Origin of the sequence: Niastella sp. (genome assembly GCF_045805085.1) — a bacterium.
Lineage (GTDB): Bacteria > Bacteroidota > Bacteroidia > Chitinophagales > Chitinophagaceae > Niastella.
Genome location: NZ_JBJMLX010000100.1, coordinates 15,778 through 33,047 on the forward strand (window position 1 = coordinate 15,778; position 17,270 = coordinate 33,047).

Annotated in this window: 9 protein-coding genes; 4 read left to right on the top strand and 5 right to left on the bottom strand. The window is 43.9% G+C overall.

All coding sequences use genetic code 11. The features are described 5' to 3' along the window. Positions 1–94: 94 nt before the first annotated feature. On the top strand, positions 95–1,054 hold the full coding sequence (locus tag ACJ751_RS04905; protein WP_407744257.1) for a DUF2268 domain-containing putative Zn-dependent protease: 960 nt from the start codon (positions 95–97) through the stop codon (positions 1,052–1,054). Positions 1,055–1,075: 21 nt separating this feature from the next. On the opposite strand, the gene ACJ751_RS04910 is transcribed toward ACJ751_RS04905, so the two are convergent. The 5 genes from ACJ751_RS04910 to ACJ751_RS04930 form a co-directional block, all read right to left on the bottom strand. Then, positions 1,076–2,548, bottom strand: a complete 1,473-nt coding sequence (locus ACJ751_RS04910) for a hypothetical protein (RefSeq protein ID WP_407744258.1) — start codon at positions 2,546–2,548, stop codon at positions 1,076–1,078. Between the two features lie 430 nt (positions 2,549–2,978). Continuing rightward, on the bottom strand, positions 2,979–4,238 hold the full coding sequence (locus tag ACJ751_RS04915) for a DUF4998 domain-containing protein (RefSeq protein ID WP_407744259.1): 1,260 nt from the start codon (positions 4,236–4,238) through the stop codon (positions 2,979–2,981). 28 nt (positions 4,239–4,266) lie between these two features. Continuing rightward, the gene (locus tag ACJ751_RS04920) at positions 4,267–5,466 is read right to left on the bottom strand and encodes a DUF5000 domain-containing lipoprotein (protein ID WP_407744260.1); all 1,200 of its coding nucleotides are present in this window, start codon (positions 5,464–5,466) and stop codon (positions 4,267–4,269) included. Between the two features lie 54 nt (positions 5,467–5,520). After that, positions 5,521–7,506: a RagB/SusD family nutrient uptake outer membrane protein gene (locus tag ACJ751_RS04925; protein ID WP_407744261.1), complete on the bottom strand. Its 1,986-nt coding sequence runs from the start codon at positions 7,504–7,506 to the stop codon at positions 5,521–5,523. A gap of 19 nt (positions 7,507–7,525) precedes the next feature. Beyond that, entirely contained in the window at positions 7,526–10,720 is a 3,195-nt protein-coding gene (locus ACJ751_RS04930; protein WP_407744262.1) for a SusC/RagA family TonB-linked outer membrane protein, read from the bottom strand. Positions 10,721–11,184: 464 nt separating this feature from the next. On the opposite strand from ACJ751_RS04930, the gene ACJ751_RS04935 reads away from it, so the two are divergent. The 3 genes from ACJ751_RS04935 to ACJ751_RS04945 form a co-directional block, all read left to right on the top strand. Next, on the top strand, positions 11,185–14,391 hold the full coding sequence (locus ACJ751_RS04935; RefSeq protein ID WP_407744263.1) for a two-component regulator propeller domain-containing protein: 3,207 nt from the start codon (positions 11,185–11,187) through the stop codon (positions 14,389–14,391). Positions 14,392–14,400: 9 nt separating this feature from the next. Continuing rightward, on the top strand, positions 14,401–15,180 hold the full coding sequence (locus ACJ751_RS04940) for a response regulator (RefSeq protein ID WP_407744264.1): 780 nt from the start codon (positions 14,401–14,403) through the stop codon (positions 15,178–15,180). 512 nt (positions 15,181–15,692) lie between these two features. Beyond that, a partial coding sequence (locus ACJ751_RS04945; RefSeq protein WP_407744265.1) for a two-component regulator propeller domain-containing protein occupies positions 15,693–17,270 on the top strand: 1,578 nt, incomplete at its 3' end.

Consider the following 17,270-nt stretch of genomic DNA (forward strand, 5'->3'; position numbering starts at 1 on the left):
AGGATTTTTGATTTATATGTATCCTGTATACTATTTTTACAAAAGGTTAATATTTCATCGCTCTTCACCTTAACTTTATTGTAATTACAAACAAATGCGCTTTCGAATACCTGTTTTTTTTAGACTGATCCTTTGTTTTCTGACTTGTTCCTTTAGCATTTTCGCTCAAACGCAAGGAAATATTTTCACTTCCGACATTGACCATTTCTGGAAGGCGTTCGACAGCATTCAAACCGTAAAGGATACAAGCAGGCAGGTTGAAATAATGCAGTCGTTATACATTGATAAGGGCACAGCCGGACTCAAGGAATTTATGCACCTGCGTAGTTTTGATGCTAAAAAACTGGTTGTAGCTATTAATAAATATCCGCTGTTTTGGAAATCGATCAGGATCAGCACGCTGACAATACCACCCCAACTACCGGCCATCGAAACCTACCTTGAAAAACTCAAAATTGTTTATCCCGACACGAAGCCGGCAAAAGTTTACTTTACCATCAGCGCCATTCGTGCCGCAGGTGTTACCCAGGATTCGGTAATACTGATCGCTTCAGAAATTGCCATGGGTGATCAACATACGGTTGTTTCAGAATTCCCTGATAAACGACTGGCCAATTTCTTTAAACCGAAAGCTACTGTTGACATCATTCCTATTATTATACACGAATATGTTCATGCCCAACAAAAAGCAGAGGGTAAAAACCTGCTGGGACAATGTATTTATGAAGGCGCCTGTGATTTTATTACTGAACTGGTATTGAGCAGGCAACTGAACCAGTCATATCTCATCTATGGAAGAGAGAACGAACAACAGCTGAAACTACAATTCAAAAAAGAAATGTATGGCGACAATTACGCCAACTGGCTATACAACGGCACTACCACAAATACCATGGGCGATCTGGGTTACTTCATGGGTTATACAATCTGTCAATCGTACTACCGCCAGGCAAAAGACAAACAACTGGCCATAAAACAGATCATCCGGTTAAATTATGCGGATACGGCGGAAGTGAAAATTTTTTTGGATGACTCGAAGTATTATAACAATTAATAGACTAATTACCTGATTTCATTAATCTACTAAGATCTTCTCTACATCAATAATCAGTGATCCTGCTTCAACCTTCGCACTATCCCTTTCTTCGTAAGAGAGGTTAATAACAGGCATTTGCCTGGCCTTTTCTCTGTCACCTGTTGACTCAAACACCATTTGTTTAATCAGCGGCTCGGGCGTCCAATCCTTATGAGAAGAGGGCAAACCAAATTCGTCTTTATATACATTCTGATTATAGAGTCTTTTAAATAAATTATCCTGCGGCCTTACAAAATAGATGGTTGTTTTTGAGCTATCGTAGTTATGCTGAAAGTAAGTATGAATAGCCTGGTATTCCTTTTTAAGCGGTCTGATGAAATTCAGATTAAAATTACACCAGGCCACAACAGCGACAATCACACACGCCAGGTAAGGAATGCTATTTTTGAACCTGCTCTTGCTGAACAACTTTATTATTACATCTGTCAACAACATAGTTCCGGCGAGATTTAAACAAAGCATGGTGCGATAAGAAGAAAAGTTTTCCCGGGGCAGCAATACAAACATATACATCAACATCATCAATAACAGCATCCTGACAACATAGGCAAATTTTTGAATCAGCTTCTGCTCCTTATCAAAAGCAAATACAGAAAACAACCAGGTGCCCAACATAAGCGGATAAAATGCCTGGGAAAAAATGCCATGCATATTATACAGAAAATTAAAGCTGAATGCCTGTGCCAGGGGTTGAGAAAAGAAAAACGATATTTTTCCCAATGGGTCCAGCGACAGGACAGTACGGTCACTGGCCTCTAATCCATATAAAAAAAATAAATATTTAAAAAGTATATAGTAGAGTAAAAAAACTGCCAGATAACAACCTACGCCGATATACATAACCCTGTCAATCTTTTTATACCGGTCGTTAAGATGACACAAAAAGAAAGGCAACAGAAAAGCGCCGAACATGGGCTGGTAAAGAAATAACGACCCCAATCCCAATAGTACTATCGCAATAGTTCTGACCGGCGAAATTCGAAGGTCTTTCCTGCCATAGAAGTGCATAAACAGCAGGTGCCCGCTTACAAGCGCCATGATAAAAGCGAGGAAGACCGATACGTGCACCGCCCAACCAATAACTATGGCTAATGTAATGCTACAGGGAAGACAAATGCTTAAAAAAAGTACCCAACGTTCATTTAAATGAAAGACCTTCTTCCAACTATTCAGAATAATATTCCAAACAATTATAGCCAGCGCCCAGCCTGCCAATGAAGCCACCCTGACCCATTTTAATTGGTTCATGCTTTTCAATAAGGGATATAACTTTTGCATAATAAGCGCGTTCAATGCCCTACCCACTTCAAAAAAAATGATGAAATTGGTATTGTCATCGTTGTGCCAAAGCTGATGCGCTTCATCAGTATAAACATAGTCTGCAAAAAAAACAGGGTAAAAGGTAACAAGCAGGAGTATAATGCTAATGGTTTGGGTTATGAATAACTTCATGGGTTTATATGGAACTATTTTTATATGCCAGAATAAGGGTTTGGCCCCAAAAATAGTAACGGTAATCAATATTCCAAAGAAACCAGACAGTTAAAAAATACTTATCTGGTTGTCTGTTAAGGAAATTTTGACAACAATAGTCTGATATTACCTAAAACAAGTTCAGGCTCCTCCAGTTGAATGTAATGTCCGGAATTTACTGTCGTAATATGCGTAAAGTCAGTCAACCCAACCTTAAGGGATTCTATAGACTCGTATCGTAATTGCATATCTGTTGCATTATGATTTGCATAAACTTTCATGAGTAAACCCAGGTTTGCCTGAAAAGCAAAAACCTGCAAATCATTTATTTTGCAGGTTTTATTACTTTAAGTTTATCTCAATTACCTTCGGTTTTCTTTAACCAAGACATACAGTGTTTTCTTAATTACTAATTCTGCACCAGGTAAATATTTCTTATCTCAAAATAGCTGCCCGGGTTACCGCTACCTACGATATTTCCCAAAATGCCCAATGACACCACCTGTGGGGTGGACAAGGTGAAGTTAAAGCTCTTCGTCTCGGTTACATTAGGAGAGGTAGCGCCGATGTTGGCGCCGTTAAACAGGGCGGCATACCCTAAAGCGCTTGAAAGGTTGCTCAACGATGGTATTCCGCTGCCCCCGGCGGCGGCAACAAAATAAAAGGAAGAGTTTTGTTGCACTTCAGAGTAGTAAGTAAATGACACCGTATAGCTGCCGGCAGGGAGTGGCGACGACGTAGGTTGATAGATCCTGCCATCCACTACTGGCGTGTTACCCCAGGTTTCCCAGGTGATAACACCGGTAGACTGCCACCCGGCATGCTGATAGCCACCATACGTACCCGAACCCTTATTCATGGCCCCGGCATTTGTAACCCAGGGAGCATTCAGTGTACCGAACCTTCCGTCGGAACCCAACTGGCCTTTAAAGTCGGGCCCGCAATTAGACAGGTAAACGCTGGTAACATCTGCTTTAACACTGTGGGTTTGAAATACCGTATAAAAAGTATCAATCGCTGTCGCATTCGGCAGGAAAGCCGTTTTATACGAAAACACGGTGCCAACCTTAATGGCAGGCAGCGACGTTGTTTGGCCAACTGCCACAGAAGGAATAATGGTATCATGCGCCAGTGAGCTATTATCGGTATACTTAATTTCCATGTTCAGCACACCGGCATCGCTGCTAACGTCGGCCCACGTAATACGGGCCGAGCCGTTCGATTGCAGGGACGCATCTACCACACCCCTGTTTACGAGGGAATTTTGATAGTTATCGCCGTATACGCTCGCGGTAACAAACACGGGAACCGAGGAATTTCCTGCCGCATCGTAGGTTCTTATTTCGAAGCTCTGGGTACCTTCCTGCAGGTTATTAATAAAAAGCCTGGCCGTATCAACGCCTGCCGACCTTTTAATGGCCACCTCTACGGAATCGCGCCGGCTGTTGCTGAAAACACGGTATTTGACGATGTTGGGATCGGAAAAAAACAGGCCGGTTATCTTTACCCTGTTTCTTCCTGAAAATACCTTCACGGAATCCATTTTACCAGAATATATAATTGCCCCACCGGATTCGTATTTGGACTTATAAGCATCTTCCCTGGAGCAGGAAATTATATAGATCGCTATAGAGGTAAAAAACGCTATTATTTTTATTTGTCTCTTCATAGAAGAATTTTACTCGTTAAAAAATATACTAATTCCCCCAAAACGTCAGTTCCGCAATGGTAATGAAATAGCTTCCCTGCCAGTTCGATAACTGCCTGATCCGTATATACCTGTAATTACTTAACCCGGTGGGAAAATCAAATTGCCATCCTTTAAAGGCCGCCTGCTGATCTGCTGTTGTTTCCGTTTGATAAGCCGACCCCGAAGGTTTGGTAACATGGTAGGTGCCTATTTTTGTCCAGGAAGCCCCGGGAAGGTTATTCAACCCTACCGGATCGCTTAGATCGGGACTATTTGAACCCCACACCTCGAAATCTTTCACATTACCCCTCACATAGTAAAAGTTGCCTACTTCCTTGTAGGGATTTATTTGAAACCGGCTGAAAGTATGCTGCTGGCCCAGATCGAGGGTAACCATTTGCGGCACCGTTGAGCTCTCTACAGTGAAGTAAGTGGAAGGCCATCCGGGATTATAATTCCCATCATACATATAGTAAGGCCATGTAGTTCCCCCGTTGGTTAAAACCACGGCATCGTTTGGCAGTACCAGCGTGCTGAATTTACTCTTATCCAATTGTTGTTCGAATAAGGGGGTCAGGGTTAAAAACAGGGTATCCGAATAGTGAAACCATCTGTCCCTTACCACAAACCCGTATTTCCTTGCCACCGAAGGCTGGTTTCTGACGGTGCCCGTAATCACTGTGTCGTTGCCGTAAAGATTGTCCATACCGGTTGTTTGCACCCAAAGGCCCTTGCCGGAGGTATCTACTATTGGAATAATAGCCAGGTTATCCCGCGCTGGGTTTTGGGCAGTAATGGTAAACCCGCCGAAGGTAACCGACACGGTGAGAGCCCGCCGGGCCTGAATATAGCCCGGGGTAAGCGGTTTCACAATAACATCCACCGCCGAAGATGCTTTTTCGCTGGAATTCACAGCATACAGTTTAATGGTGTGCTGTAATGTATCTCCGAATCCGTCCACTGTAAGTGTATTGGTATACCGCGATGCTTTCACTTGCGTAGCCACTCCCGGCGAGGTTTCATAGGCTGCCTTTACATATGATAGATCATTATCGGCCGGCAGCGTGTAGGTCAGCACTGCTTTGCCGTTTTGATTGGTTACTGAAACGTTGGAGACCAGTCCCGGCGGATTGTTATTGGTATCCGCAGGCGTATTAAATTCTTCCCGCTTGCAACCTGCCATCATTGTTAAAAACAATGGCAACATGTATAATAATTTTTTCTTTCCCATCTTTTTATTTCTTTGATAAGTTAGAAGGATTTACCAGTTAGGATTTTGCACCAGGTTAGGATTATTCAAAAGATCGTTATCCTGCAGCGGCCACAAATAATCACGGGGCGCCACGAACCTCCTGGTATAGAATGTAAGCTCACGATAAAATAAATCGGGGGTTTTGGCTGTCCTGTCCCAGCCAGTAACGTTTCCAGCCAGTTCCTGTGCCGCTGTTTTCCACCGCAACAGATCCCAATACCTTTGTCCTTCAAAACATAATTCTATAGCACGCTCTCTTTGTATAATAGAGCGCATGCCGGCCTTGGTGGTATATTTTGTGGGATTATTACTGTATGTAGACCAGGCGTTTTGAACGGTTGTTAACCCGGCCCTTGCTCTTATCAGGTTTACATAAGTGTAAACGTCTGCTGAGGGCGCATTACCCGATTCATTCAATGCTTCGGCATACAACAGGTACAAATCCGCCAGCCGTATCATCGGATATGGATAAACGAGATAAAGCCGGGTATTCCAGTCGAAATGCCAGTTCAATACTTTCTTCATGTACATGGTGGTGATGGGTATGGGAGAGTTTTGCCCAAACTCACCGGCACGGCAAAACAGGTAAAAGGTGTTTTCGTCGGAATGGGAAGGGCTGTTGGCCATGTACCATATGCATCTGTCGAAACCAATATTGGCATAAAAACGGGGCTCTCTTTCAAAATTGAGCCGTGCGGTGGTTTCACCCTCTTTAATGTTAAATCTTTCTCCATGGGTGGCAACACGCAGGGCCGAATAGTTGGAAAAATCCAGTGTTTTGTCTTCGTCTATGGGCACACCATTCTGGGTATAAAACAGCCTGGCCATCTTTAAGGTAGGGCCCATCAGGGCATTACCATAGGTGATACCGCCGTTTTGTATATACGTTCTGTCAAAGGCGCCGCCGCCTATTGCCTGAAAGAAGGCATTAAAGCCCAAATTGGTATGGGTTAATCCCCATATCAATTCACTATTCCACGGCTCGCTCATGGCATTCCTGATGCTCATTTGCTTTACAGTAGTATCGGTGAGTGTGGTGCCGGCCGGTGTTTGAAAAGTATACAGTGAGATGCCTTGTGCCGTGCAAGCGTCAATGGCAGCCTTGCAGGCCGTTGCGGCCCTTTGCCATTTGTCAGCGCTATAAGTTGAGTTGAAAAGCGATTGCCCGCCTTTACCCTGCAGCGTGGCGAAGTCGGGGTTTCCATTAAACAGGGGGCTGGCCGCATACACCAGCAATTTAGCTTTTAAGCTTAAGGCTATCGGCTGGGTAATACGCCCCAGTTCGGAAGCGGTGTTTGCAATCGATGCCGGAAGCGTTGCCGCTGCGGAATCCAGCAGATCCGAAATATAGTTTACAACGCTGTCAACCGCCTGTCTTTTAACCTGCGTTTCGCTCAGCGGTGCGCTGATCGGTATATTTTTGTCTACTACCGGGATAGGTCCGTATGCCCTGAACAAAACAAAATGATAATAGGCTTTTAAAAACTTTGTCTCCCCTATCCACCGCTGCCGCGTATCTATATCCAGATCCGGCACCTTTTTCAAATCGCTTATATTTTCCAGGAACACGTTGCAGTCCCTGATGGCCCTGAACATACCGTTCCCATTGCTGTTAAGCGCGCCATCCCTGCTGCCGTCCCAATAATTGATAATAGGATCGGACGTATTCTGGCCGCCCCTGGGCAACTGGGCCACATTGGTAGACCGGATGTGGATCTCGTTGTCCTCGATCCAGGTTTCGTCGCTCGCCGTAAGACCGGGGTTATAAGTAGGGTCTTCCTCATAGGGAAGATAAGAGTAGCAGGTAACCAGATATTTCTCTGCTTCCGATTTCGAGGTAAATGCATTATCAACCGTCGCAACGTTATCCGGTACAACGTCCAGGAATTTTTTCGTACAGGATGCGGCAATCGATACGGTCACCAGCATCGCCGCAAACAGGCGCAGGCGCTTCGTGGTAAGACCTTTGTATTTTTTATTGAAAGGATGATTCATGTGTGTGCTGTTAATGATTTTAAAACCCGAGTAAAACGCCTATGTTTATTACCTTCTGAATAGGATATCCCATGCCAGAAGAGCCCATTTCGGGGTCCCAATTCTTAAATGAGCTGAAGGTGAGCAGGTTTGTTCCGTTTACATACACCCTGGCGCTACCCAAATGGAATCTTTTAAGTGCTGCGGGCGATACATTGTAGCCGATCTCAGCCGACTTGAGCCGCATAAACGAGCCATCGCGCATCCACCAGGAAGAAGCATAATTGTTGTTGTAGGTGGGCGCCCCGCCTACATAATCACTGTTTATATTCAGCCGCGGCCAAAAGGCATAGGAGTTCCTGTTATTCTCTGACCAGTGGTCCTGTGAGATCGCATTCAATAATCCATGCTGGTTAAAAAACGGCGAGATAGCCATCGGATCGATCAGGAATGACACCCTTGCCGTTCCCTGGAAGAAGGCGCTTATATCGAAATTTTTATACCCGGTAGAAAATCCGAAGCCGTATTGCATTTCCGGTGTAGTGGGATACCCCATGGGCACAAAATCGGCGACGCTTATTTTCCCATCCTGGTTAATATCCCTGTATTTGATATCGCCTGCCAATACATTTCCGAACTGGGTAGGCGAATTGTTTACCTCTATCTGATCGATAAATAGCCGCTCGGCAGCAAGACCGTAGATCTGGCTGATCGAATTGCCTACATGCGACAGGTTGGCGTTATTCGCCGCATAGGCCGGCTCTTCGTTTATCAATACTTTACTCTTTGCATACGTGAAAGTGCCCCTCACCGTGGCCCACCAGTTTTTTGTAATCGTTTTCTGGTAATCCAGCGCTATGTCCACGCCATCGCTTTGAGCGGCGCCTACGTTGGCGGAAGGCGTCGCCTGCAATCCCATGGTGGTTGGAATGGTTGACCTGACCATTAGGATATTGCTGCGTTTCTGGTGAAACGCATCCACCGTTACTTTCACATCTTTCACCAAGGTCAGATCCATACCAATATTTGTTTGGGTGGATTTTTCCCAGGTGATCTCGGGGTTTGCATAACGGGCCGTATTCACCGTATTTCTGCTATAGTTGTAGAGCTTACCAAAGCCTCCTGCCAGGGCGCCATTGAGGTCCACTTGTGACAGATAGAAAAACCTATCGTCTGCCTTGCCAATCTGATCATTACCCACCAAACCGTAGGTAAACCTGAATTTAAGATTGGTCACTACATTGGTAAGCGGTTGAAAGAAAGACTCGTTTGACACCACCCAACCGGCGCCCACAGACGGGAAAAACCCAAAACGGTGATTTTCGGCAAAACGTTCGGAACCGTTATATCCAAAGTCGTATTCAACCAGGTAACGGTTATCATAGCCGTAGGTCACCCGTCCCGATAAACCTTCGTTCCGCGAAGGCAATGACAATTGCAAGTTCTTGGCATTGCCTGTCAGGTAGTTGCGGAGTGTACCGATAAACATAGCGCCCACGCTGTGCTTTTGGCCGAAGTTTCTGCTATAGTTGAGCGCCGCCTCGCCGTAAAAAGTACTGTTCACGGTCTTGTCGCCCGGCGCATAAGTTAAATACTCTGTTGGAACGGCAAAGGGGTTACCTATGCTGCCGTCGTTGATAAGATAGATCCCCGACAATTTCCCATCAACCATGCTCGAAGTATAGTAGTAGGGGCTGATCTGCCTTGTAACTGCAAAATTTGCATAGCGTGTTGTATACGACATTACCCTGGCCGACAACCCGGGTGTAATAAAGTTCAGGTTTTGCTTTAAGCTAAGCTGGGCCGTGAGGGTGCTGGTATTGGTGGACTGAAAACCGGACAGCGACTGTGCATACGGATTTGTGTAAAGATTGTTGGTGGAACCGGGTATCACCGCATTCCCGAAAAGCGGATGTGTGGCATAAGGCATGTAGCTGGAAGGGTAAACAGCCGGAAAAGCAACCGGGTTGCTATAAAGTGCATTGTGATAAACAGTAGCACCTCCGGAAAGATCGTGGTTAGTTTCATCTTTGCCCGGAATAGGCCCGTTATAATCATCAAACTGGCCTTTCAGACTTATAAACGCTTCGGTCGTTGGCGTCAGGTTCAAAGTAACATTACTCAGTATGGAGTAGCTTTGAAGCTTGATATTATTGTTAAACCCGTTCAATGAATTTTTCCGGACATTCCCATTATCAAGATTATAACTCATCGCCAGGTAGTACTTTGCCTTATCACTACCGCCACTGATGTTCACATTCGCCCGTTGGTTGATAGTCACGGGCTTTATAAGCTCGCTGATCCAGTTGTTGTCGGGATATATTAAAGGGTCGTCTTTCCTGGCAGTATGATCAATTTTGGTTTGCGAATATAAAACCGCACCCAAAGGATTTCTTGTCAATACCGCCTCGTTGGCAAGATTCATGTATGAAATATTGTCGGCAAGCTCCAGGTTCTTTGTATTGGAAGAAAAAGAATTTTCAGCCCGCACGTTGAATCTCATTTTGCCCGACTGACCAATTTTGGTGGTAACAAGGATCACACCGTTGGCGCCGCGTGCACCATACACCGCCGTAGCCGTTGCATCTTTCAGCACAGAAAATCCCGAGATATTATCGGGCTGCAGCCTGGCGAGGTCTGTCGTCGACGATTCAATTCCGTCGATCAATATCAGCGGGTTTACTTTCCCCGCACCAAACGTGCCCAGGCCCCTGATGAAAAAGGAGGCATTATCATTGCCGGGCTCTCCCGTAGTCTGGAAGGAAATGAGACCGGGAATTTTACCGGCCAGCATGGTAGTAAGGTTACTGGTGGGCCCTTTGATCTCTTTCACATCGATGGATGTAACAGAGCTTACGAGCGTGGTTTTTCGCTGGGTGCCATAGCCCACCACAATAACATCACCAAGCTTAGTGTCTTTGGCCTTCATCAAAATACCAATCGAACTGTTACCCTGTATTTCTATCTCCTGGGTTTCGAACCCGGTGGACGAAACGATCAATGTGCCATTGGCCGGGGCTTTTATAACAAAGTTGCCTTTTTCATCCGCAATGACGGACCTTTTCGGATTGTTCTTGAGTGTAACAGTGGCAGAAGAAATGGCTGAAGAATCTGAACGGACTTTGCCTTTGACGGTTATTTCATTCTCCTGTCCGTAAAGCCCGGCAGAAATAACGGAGAGTGAACAAAAAATAAAAACAGCAAGGGCATGCCTCAGCAATAACATTTTTTTCATACGCAATTTTTTCGGTTTAGGAGTTCTCTTTCAGATACCGGATCTATCATGCAAAATCATTATTGCATTTACAGTGAGTAAATGCGAAAGCCTTACCGCTGTCCCAGGCATAGCAGGAACTGCAGTTGGCTTATTTATTATAACCGGTATTTCGTTTATGAGAGCCGGGCGGTAATAAAGTCCCGGAAAATGTGAGTGAATGAAAGAGGAGCCGGAGCCCGCGGTTCAGGTGTTTGCAATCGTAATCGTTGTCTCATTTGGCAGTTTTTATGTAACCAAGAATCCTGCGTTAAAATAATGACAAAACTTTGGCGCCTTTTATATCAGGCGTACCAATATTTCAACAAAACGTACCAAGCCCGGTTGGGATGGAACGGAACAGGGTCCAAAAAAAATGCTTTGTTTTTTTTAAGGCCTCAAATACGTTATTTTAGTCATATTGTTTAAAAGTGTAAATTTTACAATTGCCATTCTTTAAATACCTGTGCATCTCCTTCCTTGCAACGACTATGTCGGGCTTACTGCATGCCAGCCCTCATTATTTCAGACATCTTGAGGTTGAAAACGGCCTGTCGAATAACAGCATTACCTGCAGTTTGCAGGACCGATTGGGCTTTATGTGGTTCGGCACCAAAGACGGCCTGAACCGCTATGACGGGTATTCTTTTAAAGTATTTAAAAAGATAGAAGGAAACAAAAAGGCGATCGGAAGCAATTTTATTCATTGCCTGTACGAAGACAAAAAGGGAATACTATGGGTTGGAACAGAGGGAGGATTGTTCAGGTATTCCTCTGTTACCGAAGAATTTTCCTTTGTCGCCGCTACCTCCAACATGTTTATCGATAAGATCGATGAAGATGTAAGAGGCAATATCTGGCTGTTGTCATACTATAAGCTTTGCAGGTATGACAGAAGCACGGAAAAAATTAAACAATATGACCAGGAGGCCTATTTTACGGCGACTACCTTCTGTAACAGTCCTGATGGCTCCTTCTGGGTAGCAACATCCCGGGGACTGCTGGAAAAATATGACTTTGCCACCGATAGTTTCTCGGGGTTTAACTTATTCAGTCATTCCGCGCCGTCTAACCGTCTTTGGGTGGAATGCTTATATATAACATCAGACGGACATTTTATTACAGGAACCTCCGACAATAAAATCAAAGTATTCGACCCGGTTCATTATACTTATACTGACATTGCTTTGAGTGGCGATGAGCATGCAAATTTATTCATTAAGAACTTCGTAGAGACCGCTAAAGAAGAATGGTGGTTTGGGACAAGCTCGGGCCTGTTTATTTATGACAGGAAAAATCAGTCGGTGCAGCAAATCAAAAAAGACTATAACAACCCTTATTCGATCAACGACAATTCCATCACTTCCATGTGCCGCGATAATGAGGGTGGCATATGGATTGGCACCTACTATGGTGGTATCAACTACTTCGCCAACCAAATCGTATTCACAAAATATTTCCCCCAGCGGGGCCAAAATTCATTGAACGGCAACGTGGTAGGAGATATCAGGCAGGACAGCTACGGAAACCTGTGGATAGGCACCGAAGATGAAGGTCTGAATATGTTCAACCCTGCCACCGGCAGGTTCACTCATTTTGAAGCAGATGGCAAAAAAGGCAGTATTTCCTATTTTGAAATACACGGTCTGCTGATAACCGGAGACGAATTATGGATTGGGACCTACGAGCATGGCATTGACATTATGGATATTCGAACCAGGAAAGTCACCAGACGTTTTAAAGCATGGAGAGATGGTTTTACGCATAATTACATCTATAACATTTACCAGGACAAAGCCGGTGAAATTTATATCTGTACCGCCAGCGGTGCATATATCTTTAACAAGGGGAAAAACAACTTTAGCGCCTTAGACGGCATTCCCCCATATTGGTGCACATCTATCATTGCAGACCGGAAAAACCGGCTGTGGGTTACAACATTCGGGTATGGTATATACCTGCGAAGCAAATATGCCGGTAAAACAGATCGCCTTTGCTACGATGAAAAAGATCCCACCAGTCTTATCAGCAACCGGGTAACTTCGATATACGAGGCCAGCAACGGCACTATCTGGGTGGCCACCGAATCTGGATTGTGCAAATGGAATGAAAAGGAGGGCAACTTTACCCGCTTTGGCATGGCGAACGGCTTCCCAAGCGATTTTATTTTATCCATCCTGGAGGATGCGAAAAAGAATCTATGGCTCAGCACTACCAAAGGCCTGGTAAGATTTCATCCTTCGACGGGAAAGGTGGAAGTGTTTACCACCTCAAACGGGTTAATCAGCGATCAGTTCAACTATCACTCGGCCTTTAAAACCCCCGATGGCTCCATGTATTTCGGCAGCACCAAAGGGCTGGTTAGTTTTCACCCCAGCCATTTTGAGCAAAGCACATTTATGCCACCGATCTACCTGACCAATTTCCAGGTAAACGGTCAGGAAATATCCCCGGACGGTCCCGATTCGCTTTTGAAGCAATCCATTTTGTACACAAAGCAAATCACGCTCCGGCACAACCAGTCCATCTTTAATATAGACTTTGCAGCGCCGAATTATTCAGCGCCGAAGATGGTCGAATATGCCTACCAGATGCAGGGCCTTACCAATAACTGGATCTATCTGAAGGACAGCCGGCGGGCAAGCTTTACAGAGCTGGCTCCCGGAAGCTATGTATTCCGCGTAAAAGCCTTCACCAGCAATCGATGGAGCAAGGAAACAAATTTACTCATAACGATATTGCCTCCATGGTGGCAGAGCCGCATGGCATACAGCCTGTACGCCGTTTTTTTCGTTTTACTGATCTTTGTTTTGGTGCGTTACTATCATCGCCGGGTAAATGAAAAAAACAAAAGAAAGTTCGAACTCCTGAGAATCGAAAAAGAGAAAGAGATGCTTGAAATGGAACTGACGAATGAAAAAATACTGTTACAGGCTAAAATTGATTTTTTTACCAATGTAGCCCATGAAATAAAGACGCCGTTGACATTGATTAAAGTGCCGCTTAAAAAGGTTATCAGGAAACTGGGATTCAATGCCGAGATTGGCAATAGCTTACAAATAATGGAACGGAATACCGACCGGCTCATCGAGCTGAGCGGCCAGCTATTGGACTTCAGGCAAACGGAACTGAAGAATGTTCAATTGTATTTCGAAAGAAAGGAAATCAATCAATTAATAGCCGAAGCCTGTTCGGGGTTTACCACTTTGGCGGAACAAAACAACATATCTTTTCAAATGGAGATTCCGCAGGAGCCCTTGTTTGCCTGCATAGATGTGGATGCTTTTAATAAAATTATTTATAATCTTTTCAGCAATGCGGTTAAATATGCGCACACCAGCGTTTGCATCAGCCTGCTGCCGTATTTTAACAGCGACAACAGCTTCACGCTTAAAGTCAAAAATGACGGAAATATCATACCTTACGAGTTGAAGGAAAATATTTTCAAACCATTCTTCCGTATCCGGCATACAGAAAACCCAACCGGTACGGGTATCGGACTTGCCTTAGCCCTTTCATTGGCCAGTTTGCATGGTGGCAGCCTGGTGCTCGATACGCCGGAAGACAATATGAACGTATTCACATTTACCATGCCGGTCAATGACAGTCTGTGTGAAGACAATTCAGTAAAGAATATCCCTGCAGGCGATTAAATCTCACATATGAAACGGAAAATACTTTTGGTGGAGGATAATCCGGAGATGCTGGAGGTGATTGCCGACGAGCTAAGCGAGCATTACCAGGTACAGGTTGCCAGGGACGGCATTCAGGCAATCAAAGTTCTTAAGAACGAATCCATAGACCTGGTAGTTACCGATGTTATGATGCCTTTTATGGATGGGTTTGAGCTTTGTAAGACTATAAAATCGGATGTTGAATTCAGCCATGTTCCCGTTATCTTATTAACAGCAAAAAACACCCTGCAATCGAAAATAGAAGCGCTGGGATTAGGAGCAGACGCCTACATTGAAAAGCCTTTTGATTCCGAGTTGTTGCTGGCGCAGATTGCCAACCTGCTCGACAACCGCAAAAAGCTTAAGCAGTATTTTGCGCACTCCCCTAACGTAAAGCTGAATTCGATGGCCTATACGCGTTCCGATGAATTTTTCCTGGAAAAACTGGATTCGACGATCCAAAAAAACATCGATGATACCGACCTGGATGTAGACAAGCTCGCCCGTTTGATGAATCTAAGCCGCACCAGCCTGTTTCGCAAGATCAAATCACTGACCGATCTGACGCCCAATGAGCTTGTAAATATTACCCGGCTGAAAAAAGCCGCCGAATTATTAGCCAACGATGATCTCCTGATCTATGAGGTTTCGGTTATGGTCGGTTACCGGTCACAAACGAATTTTGGAAGAAATTTTTTAAAACAGTTCGGCATGAGTCCCAAGGACTTTCAAAAAAGTAAACGAGGGGGCAAACCTGAGAACAAATAGTTTTTAGGAATAGACTTTCTGGAGTCTGAATAAGAAGAACCCCTTTATAATTCCTGGTGCTTTTGAGGTGAAAGAACAAATAATATGTCTTTCAATTTTAGGACTTTCAACCCTATATTTTTTATTGTGTGTTGTGCGTTCGTTTTTTATTTTTTTCTCCTTGGTCGATAAGTCATTTGCACAATTCCAGTACTAAAAGTATCAGTTTTTAAAAGCTCGAAAATTGTCTCCTTGGCTTTATGAGCGAATAATGGTAGACCTTCTCCTATGACGATTGGAACTATCCTTATTAGCAGTGCTTTGTTGCGGACACCTTACTTACGATATTATTCAACTAAGAAGAAAGGAAGTTATCAAAGGGCTGAAAGTAAACAGCGTTGGCAAAATTATTAAGCACCTGAAATCTTTCCTCAAAGACAGGATGCGGAAAAAGATTATTCCTTTTATGGATTTAGGAGTTTATAAAGTAATGGCGTAAATTGATATATTCATTTTTGTTAACTTTACTTTTATTGGCTTATGAAGCGGAATCTATGCTGCCAGGTGCGAAGTTCTCCCGAATTAAACTTGATGTGATGCGTTTTCTTATTTGGGTAGTTTTACTGTTACAATCGCTTTCTGTTTTTGCTCAAAATGAGCATTATAATTTTTCCAAATTAGATACCTACACCGGTCTCTCAAATAATCAGGTGAATGCTATACTAAAAGACCAGGACGGTTTCTTATGGTTTGGCACCATGTCTGGCCTCAACCGCTATGATGGTTATTCCTTCAGGGTATTTCGTAAAAATTACAATGACAGCTCTTCGCTGCCTGATAACAGTATTCAGTCTCTCTATGAGCTTCCCGGTGGAAAAATGTGGGTATCGACAATGGAGGGAGCCTGTATTTATAATTCGTCTACAGAAAAATTCGATGCAGATAATAAAGGCTATTTGCAATCTCTCGGTCTGCCTTCCGGTACGGTCAGCAATATCGTAAAAGGAAACAAGGGGAGATATTGGTTTCTTTACGACAATCTTGAGCTATACTCCTATTCAGGTACAGGTAAAAAAGCAAAATCTTTAAGGCAGAACCTCCCTGTCAACAGTTTGGATAGAATTAGTTCTATTAAAGAAACGAAAGATGGGAAATTATGGCTCGTGTCTCAGAATGGATTTTTACAGGAGTATGATATGAATTCAAACAAGATCATTTTCTCCAGTACCGTGATCCAAAATCTGAACAAAGAAAATAATCCATTTAACCTTTTCATAGATACTGATGGCGATATCTGGCTATGGGCCCTCAATAGTGGAGTTTTTCTTTTTCATCCGGAGGATCATTCGATCAGACAGTTTAATGAAAATTCATTTCCATCAAGGCTGAATTCAAACCTGGCGACTCAGGTTGTTCAGGATAACAAGGGCTTGATCTGGGTGGCAACGGATCATGGCGGTGTAAACCTGATTGATAAAAAAAACAACTTCAGTATCAGTTATCTTCTCAATGACCCCAAAGATCCGCGGAGCCTCGGCCAGAACAGTATAAGGACAATATATAAGGATAATGATGGCATTATCTGGATGGGTTCTGCTAAACAGGGCATTAGTTATCTGAATAGTAACATTGTACTTTTCCCGCTTTATCGTCACATAGAATCAAATATAAAGAGCCTTCCATACAACGATGTCAACCGGTTTGTTGAAGATAAATCCGGTAATCTCTGGATTGGGACCAATGGCGGCGGATTGATTTTTTTTGACAGGAAGCAAAATACATTTAAACAATACCTGCACGATCCAAACAATAAAAACAGCCTGAGCAATAACATAATTGTAAGCATGTGTATCGACCATGAGAATGTTCTCTGGATAGGGACATATTTTGGCGGTCTCAACAGCTTCGATGGAAAAAAGTTCAAACACTACAGGCATAGTGATAGTGATGCTGAGAGCCTGGCAAATAATAATGTGTGGGAAATATTTGAAGACCGGGAACAGCATCTATGGATTGGTACATTAGGTGGCGGATTAGATATTTTAAACAGGGAGACGAATCGCTTTGAGCATGTTCGGTATAGGGGCGCACCACCAGACCTTGCGCCTTTC

Excerpts from the sequence above, each read along its gene's own strand:
- ACJ751_RS04910 (WP_407744258.1), bottom strand. The coding sequence starts at position 2,548 with ATGAAGTTATTCATAACCCAAACCATTAGCATTATACTCCTGCTTGTT.
- ACJ751_RS04920 (WP_407744260.1), bottom strand. The coding sequence starts at position 5,466 with ATGTTGCCATTGTTTTTAACAATGATGGCAGGTTGCAAGCGGGAAGAA.
- ACJ751_RS04930 (WP_407744262.1), bottom strand. The coding sequence starts at position 10,720 with ATGAAAAAAATGTTATTGCTGAGGCATGCCCTTGCTGTTTTTATTTTT.
- ACJ751_RS04905 (WP_407744257.1), top strand. The coding sequence starts at position 95 with ATGCGCTTTCGAATACCTGTTTTTTTTAGACTGATCCTTTGTTTTCTG.
- ACJ751_RS04915 (WP_407744259.1), bottom strand. The coding sequence starts at position 4,238 with ATGAAGAGACAAATAAAAATAATAGCGTTTTTTACCTCTATAGCGATC.
- ACJ751_RS04925 (WP_407744261.1), bottom strand. The coding sequence starts at position 7,506 with ATGAATCATCCTTTCAATAAAAAATACAAAGGTCTTACCACGAAGCGC.
- ACJ751_RS04940 (WP_407744264.1), top strand. The coding sequence starts at position 14,401 with ATGAAACGGAAAATACTTTTGGTGGAGGATAATCCGGAGATGCTGGAG.